This window comes from Streptomyces sp. NRRL S-495 (assembly GCF_000966955.1).
GTDB classification, from domain to species: Bacteria; Actinomycetota; Actinomycetes; order Streptomycetales; family Streptomycetaceae; genus Kitasatospora; species Kitasatospora purpeofusca.
Map to the genome: position 1 here is coordinate 1 of NZ_JZWY01000841.1, position 10736 is coordinate 10736.

General features: G+C 74.5%; 10 protein-coding genes. 5 read left to right on the forward strand and 5 right to left on the reverse strand.

Annotated elements, in window-relative coordinates; all coding sequences use genetic code 11:
- Nucleotides 1–250: 250 nt before the first annotated feature.
- From VR45_RS34625 to VR45_RS34635, 3 genes are all read right to left on the reverse strand, one after another.
- Entirely contained in the window at nucleotides 251–754 is a 504-nt protein-coding gene (locus tag VR45_RS34625; protein WP_045943879.1) for a YfbM family protein, read from the reverse strand.
- Between the two features lie 111 nt (nucleotides 755–865).
- Complete coding sequence (locus VR45_RS34630; RefSeq protein ID WP_353612748.1) at nucleotides 866–1834, reverse strand: SMP-30/gluconolactonase/LRE family protein; 969 nt, start codon at nucleotides 1832–1834, stop codon at nucleotides 866–868.
- A complete protein-coding gene (locus VR45_RS34635; protein WP_045943889.1) occupies nucleotides 1831–2595 on the reverse strand; it encodes an SDR family oxidoreductase in 765 nt (254 codons plus the stop codon). Before VR45_RS34635 ends, VR45_RS34630 begins: the two co-directional genes overlap by 4 nt.
- Nucleotides 2596–2997: 402 nt before the next feature.
- Here VR45_RS34635 and VR45_RS34640 point away from each other — a divergent pair, with 402 nt between their 5' ends.
- A complete protein-coding gene (locus tag VR45_RS34640; protein ID WP_107084363.1) occupies nucleotides 2998–4977 on the forward strand; it encodes a cellulase family glycosylhydrolase in 1980 nt (659 codons plus the stop codon).
- A gap of 73 nt (nucleotides 4978–5050) precedes the next feature.
- Here the strand turns inward: VR45_RS34640 and VR45_RS34645 are convergent, their stop codons facing one another.
- On the reverse strand, nucleotides 5051–6184 hold the full coding sequence (locus VR45_RS34645) for a serine hydrolase domain-containing protein (RefSeq protein ID WP_045943882.1): 1134 nt from the start codon (nucleotides 6182–6184) through the stop codon (nucleotides 5051–5053).
- A gap of 927 nt (nucleotides 6185–7111) precedes the next feature.
- On the opposite strand from VR45_RS34645, the gene VR45_RS34655 reads away from it, so the two are divergent.
- The 3 genes from VR45_RS34655 to VR45_RS34665 all read left to right on the forward strand — a co-directional run bounded on the left by VR45_RS34655 (nucleotide 7112) and on the right by VR45_RS34665 (nucleotide 9784).
- A complete protein-coding gene (locus tag VR45_RS34655) occupies nucleotides 7112–7612 on the forward strand; it encodes a hemerythrin domain-containing protein (RefSeq protein ID WP_045943884.1) in 501 nt (166 codons plus the stop codon).
- A 108-nt stretch (nucleotides 7613–7720) separates the two neighbouring features.
- Complete coding sequence (locus VR45_RS34660) at nucleotides 7721–8959, forward strand: cytochrome P450 (RefSeq protein WP_045943885.1); 1239 nt, start codon at nucleotides 7721–7723, stop codon at nucleotides 8957–8959.
- A 114-nt stretch (nucleotides 8960–9073) separates the two neighbouring features.
- Nucleotides 9074–9784 (forward strand): TetR/AcrR family transcriptional regulator, encoded by a 711-nt coding sequence (locus VR45_RS34665; RefSeq protein ID WP_045943886.1) that lies wholly within the window; start codon nucleotides 9074–9076, stop codon nucleotides 9782–9784.
- A 72-nt stretch (nucleotides 9785–9856) separates the two neighbouring features.
- On the opposite strand, the gene VR45_RS34670 is transcribed toward VR45_RS34665, so the two are convergent.
- Complete coding sequence (locus tag VR45_RS34670) at nucleotides 9857–10222, reverse strand: DUF1801 domain-containing protein (RefSeq protein ID WP_045943887.1); 366 nt, start codon at nucleotides 10220–10222, stop codon at nucleotides 9857–9859.
- A 142-nt stretch (nucleotides 10223–10364) separates the two neighbouring features.
- On the opposite strand from VR45_RS34670, the gene VR45_RS34675 reads away from it, so the two are divergent.
- Nucleotides 10365–10736: VOC family protein (locus VR45_RS34675; protein WP_045943888.1), on the forward strand; the 372-nt coding region annotated here is incomplete at its 3' end.

Below are 10736 nucleotides of genomic sequence, written 5' to 3' on the forward strand. Positions count from 1 at the left end.
GGGGCCGCCGGCGGCGCCGGGGGTGCGGCCGGGGTCGTCGGCGCCGGGAGCGTTTGCGGGCGCCGCAGGTCCGAAGGGGTCCGCCGTCGGGGCAGCGGCGGAAACGAGCAGTTCACCGGTGGGGGCCACCATGGGAGTCCTTCCGTCGTGTCGACACGGTCCTGGCCCGGTACCCCGGATCGGCGGAAGGATGCGGCCACCCCGCGTGGAGATTCGGTGAACCGGGCTGGAGCGGTCGCCCAGGGCGTCGTCACTCGATCCAGACCAGGACGCCGTGCCGGCGGGTCGCCACCGCGCCGAGGAAGTCGGCCAGGGCGCGGTACTCGGCCGTCACCAGGTGCAGCGCGTCCTCGGAGTTCCACAGCCCGTGCGGGTAGATCCGGGCCTCGGCGAGGTCGGCGGCGGCGATCCCCTCCGTCAGCCGGCCCGGGTCCAGCTCCGCGAAGGTCCCGGCGGCGAGGCGGACCCGCTCGGGGGTGATCAGGCACGGCGGGCCGTAGCCCCAGTCCTCGGCGCCGGGCAGCTCCGCCTCGCCGTACACGACGTCGACCGGGAACTCCCGTCGGCGCAGCAGGAAGTCGAGTGCCTGCCAGGCCCGGCCGGTGCCGTGCAGGCGCGCCCACGCCCCGCCGGACCGGCCGTCCTGCGCCCCCTCGTCCAGCTCCTCCACGAACTCCCGGACCCACTCCGGGTCCTGCTCCGCCCGCTCCAACTCCCCGGCGCTCAGCCGGAGATACCTCCCGATCATGCTCATGGCCGCAGCCTAGGACGGGGCACCGACAGCGGGCCCCGGCCAGGTCGGGTCGGGGCAGGCGTCGGGTCGGGGCAGGGGTCGGGCCCCGGCCACGTCGGGTCAGGTCGGCTGTCAGCGCGGGCGGTAGGCGGCCGCCGGCGGTGCGGCGGCGTCGACGGGGACGGCGAGCACGGCACCGGACGCGGGCGGTGCGCCGGCGAGGCCCAACCGGGCGGTGGTGACGAGGAGGCGGCCGCCGGTCGGCCGGAGGCAGACGGAGGTGGGCTGCGGCGCCGGCAGCGGGACGACGGCCGAGAGGGTGCCGTCGGGCTCGTAGCGGTGGACGGCGGCGCTCCCCCAGACCGCCACCCAGAGCCGGCCCTCGGTGTCGACGGTCATGCCGTCGGGGGAGCCGCCGTCGGTGATCCGGGCGAACTCCACCATGTCCAGCGGGTTGCCGTCGGCGTCGAGGGTGCAGCGGTGGATGACGCCCGCGGTGCTGTCGGCGACGTGGAGCAGCCGGCCGTCGGCGCTGAAGGCGGGGCCGTTGACGATGGTCAGTCCGGTGAGGACGCGGTGGACGGTGCCGTCGTGGTCGGTCCGGTAGAGCGAACCGGCGCCCGGGGTCGCGTCGTACGCCATGCTGCCGGCCCAGAAGCGGCCCTGGGGGTCGCAGACGCCGTCGTTCATCCGCGCGGGGGTGGCGGCGTCCTCCTCCGGGCGGGCCAGCCACTCGGTGGAACCGTCCGGGCCGAGCAGGGCGATGCCGGTACCCGCCGCGGCGATCCAGTGCCCGGGGCGGCCCTCGACCGGGGCCACCGCACCCAACGGCACGTCCAGGCGGAGGAGTTCGCGCGGTGTGCCGGGCGCGGTGCCGGAGACTTCGAGGAGCCGGCCGGCGAGGATGTCGGTGAAGACCAGTCGGCCGTCCACCCAGCGGGCGCCCTCCCCCAGCTCGTGGGCGCCGGGGGCCCAGACGACGGGCTGCTGGTCCTGGTCGGGCATGGTGGTCGTTCCGTTCTGCGAGGTCCGGACGGGGCGGGAGAAGCGGTCAGGGCGGTCAGGGTCGTCGAACCGGCCAGGGCGGTCCGGCCGGCTCACGCCGAGTCCTTGAGCACGGACCAGCCGCCGTCCACCACCAGGGTCGCCCCGGTGATGTACGAGGCGTCGGCGGAGGCGAGGAAGGCCACGGCGGCGGCCACCTCCTCCGGGGTGCCGAAGCGCTTGGCGACGGTCCCGGCGATGCTGTCGGCCCGCGCCGCCGCGTCCACCCGGTCCCAGGCCGGGGTGAGGATCGGCCCCGGCAGCACGGTGTTCACCCGGACCTGCGGCCCGTACTCGACGGCCAGTTGGCGGCCGAGGGCGCACAGCGCGCCCTTCGCGGCCGCGTAGGCGGGGTGCCCGGGCAGGCCGACCAGGGCGTGCACCGAGGAGGTCAGCACCAGCGAGCCCCCGCTCGCGGCCAGGTCGCCGACGAGGGCGCGCACCGCCAGCCAGGACGCCTTGAGCGTGACCGCGAGCTGGCTGTCCCACTCCTCCTCGGCGAGTTCGTGCGCGGGTTTGACGACCACGGCGTAGGCGTTGCTGTGCAGGACGTCGAGCCGTCCGTGGCGGTCGCGGACGTGGTCGGCGAGTTCGCTCCACATGGCGGCGGAGGTCACGTCGCCGTGCCGGTACTCGGCCCGGCCGCCCGCGCGGGTGATCGACCGGGCCAGGTCCTCCCCGGCCTCGTCGGCGATGTCGACGGCGATCACCGCCGCACCCTCGGCCGCCAGCCGCCGGGCCGTCGCCGCGCCGATGCCGCCGGCGGCGCCGGTGACGAGGGCGACGCGGCCCTCGAATCTTCCCCAGGTGTCCGCCACGGCCTCACCGTAGTCCGCGCGACCGGCGCTGAGAAGATCCGCACCGACCCCGGCCCCGTCCGCACCGGTGACCGCGTGCCACCCGCCGAGTACCACCCACCGCGCACCACCCGCCGCGCACCCCCGTCGGCCGTACACGCACCGATCGCCGCACGCCGTTCGCCGGACAGCTCGGTTTCCGCCACCGGGAGTTGTCCATACATCCTCGCCGCCACTGCTAACCTCCGGCCCGACCATCGGCGCGGGCCCGCCCGGGCGGCCGCCCGCCTCCCGGCACCCGCGCCCGCCGTCCGATCCACCGGGCCACTGCGGAGTCCCGGCCGGGCGGACGGGGCATGAATGGTTGTCACACCCGCGGTTGTCACATCCATGCCAGACCAACCCTCACCCACCGGGATGACCATGAACACATTCGCGCGCCGCGCGCTGGCGGCGGGGGCCGCCCTGCTCGCCTGCGTCGCCATGACGGCGGGGACCGGCACCGCCGCCGGAGCCGCCGAAACCGTCGGAGCCGTCGGAGCCGTCGGAACCACTGCCTCCGGTGCGGCCGGGGCAGCACCGGAGGTACTCGACGGACCGGCCCTGGCCGCCTCCTGGACCGGCCCGCTCAGCACCCGGGGCCGCTACATCGTCGACGCCTCCGGCGCCCGCTTCAAGCTCAGGTCCGGCAACTGGGCCGGCGCCCAGGGCACCTGGCAGGGCAGCGGGCCGACCACCGACCCGGCCAACAACCAGGCCGGACAGGTCTCCTACAACCTGCCGCTCGGCCTGGACCGGGCCCCGATCGCCGACATCCTGGGCGGCTTCCACCGCCTCGGCATCAACAGCATCCGGCTGCCCTTCGCCAACGCCCTGCTCCACGACCGGAGCACGGTGCCGGACGTCGCCGTCACGGCCAACCCGCAACTGCGCGGGAAGACCCCGCTCCAGGTGTTCGACGCGGTCGTGTCGGCGCTGACCGCCGACGGCTTCGCGGTGATCCTCAACAACCACACCACCAGCTACCGGTTCTGCTGCGGCCTGGACGGCAACGAGCGGTGGAACAGCGGGCAGTCCACTCAGCAGTGGATCGACGACTGGGTCTTCCTGGCCGACCGGTACAAGGACAACAAGCGCGTGGTCGGCGCCGACCTGCGCAACGAGGTCCGCCGCGACACCTGGGACAACCCCAACTGGGGCCTGGGCGACAGCCACGACCAGTACGCCGCGTTCGAGGAGGCCGGGAACCGGATCCTGCGGACCGACCCCGACCTGCTCGTCATCATGGAGGGCATCAACTGGTACGGGATACCGGCCGCCGGGTTCAGCCACGGCCGGCCGCAGCTGACCCCGGTCCGCAACCTCTCCAACGCCCTGATCGACTCGGGCAAGCTGGTCTACTCGGCGCACTTCTACGGCTACACCGGCCCGGCCAACACCGGCGCGGCGAGCGGCTCCGCGGGCTCCACGAGCGACCCGCGCTACCAGGACTTCACCCCGGCGCAGCTGGCGCAGGTCGTCAACGACGAGGCCCTGTTCGTCACCCAGTCCGGCCAGCACTTCACCGCGCCGGTGTGGATCAGCGAGTTCGGCGCCGGCGGCCGGGGCTCGACCGACGCCAAGGAGCAGGCCTGGTTCGACAACTTCACCCGGATCCTGGCAGCGAACGACACCGACTTCGCCGTCTGGCCGCTGGTGGGCTGGCACACCAACGGCGTGCCGAACGACAGTTGGGCGCTGCTCGACTTCGACACCGCCGGCCGCCCGCTCAGCCTGGAGGACCCGGGCGACTGGCGCGCGCCGTACTGGCACCGGCTGATCAACGCGCCCTCGTACACCGGCCAGGTCGCCCCCACCCCGCACTGGGGCCTGCTCGACCTCGACCACGCCGACCTCGACCTCTCCCGGCGGATGCTCGCCCGGCCGGACTGGAGCCCGGGCAACCGCAAGGGCAACTGCCCCGACGGCCAGCGGCTGGTCGGCCTCGCCCGCAGCGACGGCCGCGGCCTGTGCACCGACGCCGGGCAGCCCGCGACCGGCGCCGGCGACTGGGTGACCGTCACCGACGAGCGCTATGTGACCCACGGCGACTGGGCCTCCGGCTACAACAAGCTCCAGTGCCCGGACGGCACCTTCGCCGTCGGCTACAGCGTGAGCTCCAACGCGATGTCCGCCCTGCTCTGCACACCCGCGACCGCCGCCCTGCCGACCGCCGACCGGACCCTGTGGTTCGACCACGGCGACAACCGCCCCGCCACCGGCGGCTCGTCCGGCAGCGACTGGGCCCCGGGCTACTACAAGGGGCAGTGCGGCGACAACGAGTACTTCGCCGGGGTCGCCTTCACCTGGCGGTGGCTGCACTACGGCGTCCCGGACGCGGTGCTCTGCCGTCCACTGGCCTGACGCACCGTCAGGGACGGTTCACCGGACGACCGCTGTCCGGTGAACCGTCCCGCCGACGGCGGGCACGTCCGGGTCACCGTCCGCGGCCGTCGCGGAACACGACCGTGATCAGCGCGTCCAGCACCCCCGGGAACACCTGCGCCGGGTCCATCGCGGAGTCGCCCGTGGTCAGCCCCGCCGTGAGGGTCCGGCCGCCGTCCGGGGTGGCGATCATCAGCGCCCCGTAGCCGCCCGGGGCACCGCCGTTGTGGTGGACGATGGTGCCGTGCTCCGGGCCGAGGTCCTGCACGAACAGCCCGAGGCCGTAACCGAGCATCCCGTGCGGCGTGCGCATCTCCTCCAGCAGCGGGGCCGGCAGCAGTCGGCCGCCCAGCAGCGCGGAGAAGAAGGTGTGCAGGTCCCGGGCGGTGGAGACCATGTCGCCGGCGCCGGTCAGCAGCGAGCTGTTCTGCCGGGTCACGTCGACGACCTTCCACTCCTCGCCGTCCTGGTAGCGGGCGTAGCCGTGCGCGTGCGGCTCGGGCAGCTCCGGGGAGTCGCCCGGCACCACGGTGTCCCGCAGCCCGAGCGGCTCCAGGACGTGTCGGCGCATCGCCTCGGCGTACGGGAGGCCGCCGACCGCCTCGATCAGCAGCACGGCCACGGTGTAGTTGGTGTTGGAGTAGTTCTGGTCGGTTCCCGGCTCGAAGCGGGCCGGCCTGGCGAGCGCGTACCGAACCAGCTCCCCCGCCCGGTAGTTGTGGAACCGGTTCTCCACCCAGGGCCCGCCGACCGAGGGGAGCCCCGGCACGAAGGTCCCGTCGGCGCCGAGCTCGCCGGTGTAGCTGTAGAGCCCGCTGGTGTGCTGGAGCAGCATCCGCACGGTGATCCGCCCGTCCAGGCCGAGTTCCGGCAGGTGCTCGGCCACCGGGGTGTCCAGCCCGATCACGCCGTCCGCGACCAGCCGCATGACCAGCGCCGCGACGAAGGTCTTGGTACTGCTGCCGATCCAGAACCGCCCGTCCACCGGCGGCAGTTCGGTCCCGCCCAGCTCGCGCACCCCGGCGGCGCCGACCCAGGCGCCCCGCTCGTCGTGCACCCGCAGCTGGATCCCGGCGAACCCGGCGTCCACGAACGCCTGGGCGGCCGCCCGCAGTTCGGGCCGCTCCGGCCCGGCGGCCTCCGGCGACGGGGTGGACGCGTCCTGGGCGGTGGTGTCGACGGACATGGTGGTGCCTCTTCTCGTATCGCGGCGCTTCCGGGACAGGGTGTTCGCGCATTCCCGAACAAGGTGGACGCTACATTGCGTTCATAGATCAGTCAACGGCACATGGCACTCAAACCCGCCTCACAAAAGGGTCAATGACACCTTCATTGCAATGGATATGAACTCAACGCAACGACCGGCCTCACGGAGCGTTGCAATGGCTTGCGATGAACGCTTCCGGGCGCGGGCCGGGCGATGGGCGAGGCCGTAGGAGACCTGGTCCGACGCCGACTCTCGTCGCAACCGGACGGCCGGGCTGCTGTGGAGGCTTTCGATGCCGGGCCTCAGGAACCGGACGCCCAGGCCGAGTTGTGCCGGATCCTGGTCCATGTCCTGTCCACCGAACCGCCGTTCGCGGTCGAGCTCACGGCGCTCGTCCCGGTCCCGGCGCCCCGGCGGTGCCGCCCGTCCCGGTCCACCCGCCGGCGCCACCAGCTCCGCCGGGGCGACGCCCGGACGGGACTGATCCTGATCGCCGCGCTGGCCCTGGTGGTCGCCATGGGGTACGGCGGCACCAAAATTCCTCACGGACGACTCCCCGGCCCCGCCGGCACCGGTCCGGGCCGACCCTCCGACGCGGTTCACCCAGGTCCCGCGCGGGAACCTCACCGCCGCGGACGCGGCCGTCGTCCTGGACGGCGCCGATCTGATCACCGTCGCGCGGGCTGAGCCGGACGCCGACGCCGTCGGTCCGCACGGGAACGGGCTCGGGCCCGGAGCGATGGACTGCGCGGCGGGAGCGGCGGGCGCTTGCCCGGGCGGGCGAAGGTGTGATCGGCGGGCGCTTGCCCGGGCGGGCGAAGGTGTGATCGGATCACGGCGGCATCGCGTGCCGGTGACGGGCTGCGTCAGGCATGGAGGTGCGACAACCGAAGGGACGGCCCGAACGTGGCTTCCCAGGACGGCGGCCGTACGGCCGCCCTCGGCCGGCAGCTCTCGCTGGCACACGACGAACTGCGTCGCCTGATCAACGACCTCAAGAACGACCTCGCGTCCGGTGCGGGGCACCGGCGCACAGGCGGCGGGACACTCGCCACCCACTGTCTGGCCTTCTGCGCCGCCCTGGAGACCCACCACCGGGGCGAGGACGACGGACTGTTCGCGCAGTTGGTGCGCGAACGGCCGGAGCTCGCGGGGACGGTCGCGAAACTGGTCGAGGACCACGGCCTGATCTCCTCGATCCTGACCCGGGTGGCCGAACTCGCCGAGCAGGCCGCCGCCACCGGCGGCCCGGGCCCGGACGAGGCGGTCCGGCGCGAACTCGACGGGCTGGCGGCCATCATGGAGTCCCACTTCCGGTACGAGGAGCGGGTGCTCGGCGCGGCGCTCGACCGGACGGTCCCGGACGGCGACTGGACCGAGCCGGTCTTCCGCCCCGTCCGGAGGTGACCCCTCGGCGGTGACGCGGGGCGGCGGCGCCGCACTCCCCCGGCCCCGGATCCGTCCGGGGCCGGGGGCCGTGTCGGGCCCTTCGGGGCGCCCGGCGAGAATGGCCCGGTGACCACAGCTCTGAACCCCGCCGACGCCGCGTTCGCCCGCGACCCCTACCCGTTCTACGCCGGGCTGCGGGCGCAGGGCCCGGCGGCCCGGGTGGCACTGTCCAACGGCACCTCGGCCTGGCTGGTGACCGGCTACCGCCAGGCCCGGGCGGTGCTGGCCGACCCCCGGTTCTCCAACGTCCCGGCGCCGCGGGCCGGCGGGTCCGGCCGGGTGGGACCGGCGGCCGGAGCGCGCTCCGTGCTGGAGCGCCACATGCTCAACACCGACGGCGCCGAGCACCGCCGCCTGCGCCGACTGGCCTCGGTGGCCTTCACCCCCCGCCGGGTGGACGCCCTGGGCGAGCGGATCGCCCGGCTCACCGATGAGGTGCTCGGCGGGCTCGCGGAGCGCCTCGACCGCGAAGGAGCCGCCGACCTCGTCGACGACTTCGCCTTCCCGCTGCCCGTCCTGGTGATCGGCGAGATCCTCGGCGTGCCCGAGGAGGACCGGGTGGACCTGCGCACCTGGACCTACCGGGTCGGCTCCCCGGCCGGCGCCCTCGCCCCCGGCGAGATCGACGACGCCTGGCAGAGCCTGCACCGGTACTTCACCGGCCTCATCGCGGACAAGCGCCGCCGGCCCGGCGAGGACCTGTTCAGCCTGCTCGCCGCCGACGAGGACGCCGAGGCGCTGGACGACACCGAACTGCTGGCGATGGCGTTCCTGCTGCTCTTCGCGGGCTACGAGACGACCATGAACCTGCTCGCCTCCGCCTCGCTGCTGCTGCTCGGCCACCCCGGCGAGCTGGCCGCGGCCCGGCAGGAGGGCGAGCCCCGGTGGGCCGCGGTGGTCGAGGAGACGCTGCGGCACGCCAGCCCGCTGGAGGGCACGACCTGGCGGCGCACCCGCGAGGAGGTCGACCTCGGCTCCGGCACGGTCGTCCCGGCGGACTCCTCCGTCCTGGTCGTCCTGGCGGCCGCCAACCGCGATCCGGAGGTCTTCCCCGACCCGGACGACTTCCGGCCCGGCCGGTTCACCCCCGGTGACGGCCGCGCCCTGCCGCACGTGGCCTTCGGGCACGGCCCGCACATCTGCCTCGGTGCCCGACTGGCCCGGCTGGAGGCGACGATCGCACTGCCCCGCCTGTTCGACGCCCTGCCCGCGCTGTCCCTCGCCACCGACCCCGCCACCCTGCCGTACCGGCCGGGCCTCCTGGTGCGCGGCCCCCGCAGCCTCCCGGTCCGCCCGGCGGGGTAGGGCCCCGTCAGGGACGGGCCCCGTCAGGGACCCGGGCAGGTCGCCGTCGGGCCGACGCGCCGAATCCGTGCGCGACCCCTCCCTACGTCAATGCCGTTGACATACTCTGCGGGCATGACCGAACGTGTGGTTCCCGAGCCCGAGCGGAAGCGCCGCCGGCCCACCAAGCAGGGCGTCGTCCTGTCCGCCGAGCTGATCGTCGACACCGCGCTGCGACTGGTCGGCCTGCACGGCGCCGAGGCGCTCACCGTCCGGCGGCTCGGGGCCGCGCTCGGCGCCGACCCCAGCGCGGTGTACCGCTACTTCCACAGCACCGACGACCTGCTGATCGCCATCGCCGACGAGCTGATCGGCCGCGCCCAGCACGGCTGGCGGCCCACCGGCGACTGGCGGGCCGACCTGCGCGCCATCGGCCTGCGCATCCACGCCGCCTACCAGGCCCACCCCCAGGCCGCCCTGCTCGCCGCCCACCGCACCACCGGCCGGGCCAACGAGATCACCGCCGTCGAGAACATCCTCGGCATACTGCGCAACGCCGGCTTCCCGGACCCCGAGGCCGTCCGCATCTACCACGCCTTCGTCGACCAGAGCCTCGGCTTCGCCGTCCTGGACGCCGCCGCCCTCGCCCTGCCCTCGGCCGCCCTGAGCGCGGACTACCAGGTCTGGCAGGCCTCCTACGCGCGCCTCGACGCCACCACCCACCCGCACATCGCGGCCACCGCGCACCTGTTGACCGCCGACATGAACCGCAGCGCCTACCCCCACGCGCTCGACCTCCTCCTCGACGCCGCCGAGGCGCGGCTCGGAAGGCCGGAGGACCACTGAGCCGAGCCGGGAGGCCCGGTGCACGAGGGCGGCGCCCCGGCGGCACGAGTCCGCCACCCCGTGCTCCCTTCGTCAGCAGACCGGGCCCGGCCGCGCCGCGGTCGCCCGCAGCAGGTCGCGCAGCAGACCGAGGTCGACGGCCTCCGGTCGGCGGAACCGGAGGCACCCCTTGCCCATGTCCTGTCCCGCCAGCCGTTCGGCGAAGTCCTCGCGCACATCACCGCGCATCAGATAGACGGAGATGTACTGCTTCTGACTCGCGAAGGCGATCTCCGCGACCCCGTCCCGCTCGTAGACGGGCATGCCGTAGGCCATGGCCTCGGTGAAGCCCACCAGCTCCCGGCGGCACAGTCGCCGCAGCTCGGTCAGGACCTCCCTGCGGTCGTCGGGCACCTCGGCCAGGTAGCCGTCCACGTCCTTCGCCGCGCTTCGCACCATCCCAGGAGGCTACGCGGCCTCCCGGCCCCGGCGCGGGACCTCCGGGCGCTCCCCCGCGCCGAACGGGGCGGCGTGTCGGGCGGTGGTACGGCCGCCCCGAGGAGAGGGTGACCGGCGGGGGATCCCACGAGGAGGAGCGAACATGCCCGAAGTCACCACTCCTTACCCGACCGGCACCCCGTGCTGGGTCGACCTGATGGCGAAGGACCAGCAGGCCGCGCTGGACTTCTACCGCGACCTGTTCGGCTGGCAGGGCGCGCCCGGGCCCGCGGAGTTCGGCGGGTACGCGGTCTGCGAGCTCAACGGCAGGGCCGTGGCCGGCATCGGCCCGGCGATGAGCCCGGACGGCGCACCGGAGCCGCCGACCGTCTGGACCGGCTACCTCGCGAGCACCGACGCCCAGGCCACCCAGGACGCGATCGTCGCGGCCGGCGGCACCCTGCTCGCCCCGGTGATGGACGTCGGCCGGCTGGGCCGGATGCTGGTGGCGGCCGACCCGCAGGGCGCGGCGTTC

What these genes read in the sequence shown, in the direction of transcription:
- VR45_RS34625 (WP_045943879.1), bottom strand. Translation starts at nt 754, where the DNA reads ATGAGCATGATCGGGAGGTATCTCCGGCTGAGCGCCGGGGAGTTGGAG.
- VR45_RS34640 (WP_107084363.1), top strand. Translation starts at nt 2,998, where the DNA reads ATGAACACATTCGCGCGCCGCGCGCTGGCGGCGGGGGCCGCCCTGCTC.
- VR45_RS34665 (WP_045943886.1), top strand. Translation starts at nt 9,074, where the DNA reads ATGACCGAACGTGTGGTTCCCGAGCCCGAGCGGAAGCGCCGCCGGCCC.
- VR45_RS34670 (WP_045943887.1), bottom strand. Translation starts at nt 10,222, where the DNA reads ATGGTGCGAAGCGCGGCGAAGGACGTGGACGGCTACCTGGCCGAGGTG.
- VR45_RS34645 (WP_045943882.1), bottom strand. Translation starts at nt 6,184, where the DNA reads ATGTCCGTCGACACCACCGCCCAGGACGCGTCCACCCCGTCGCCGGAG.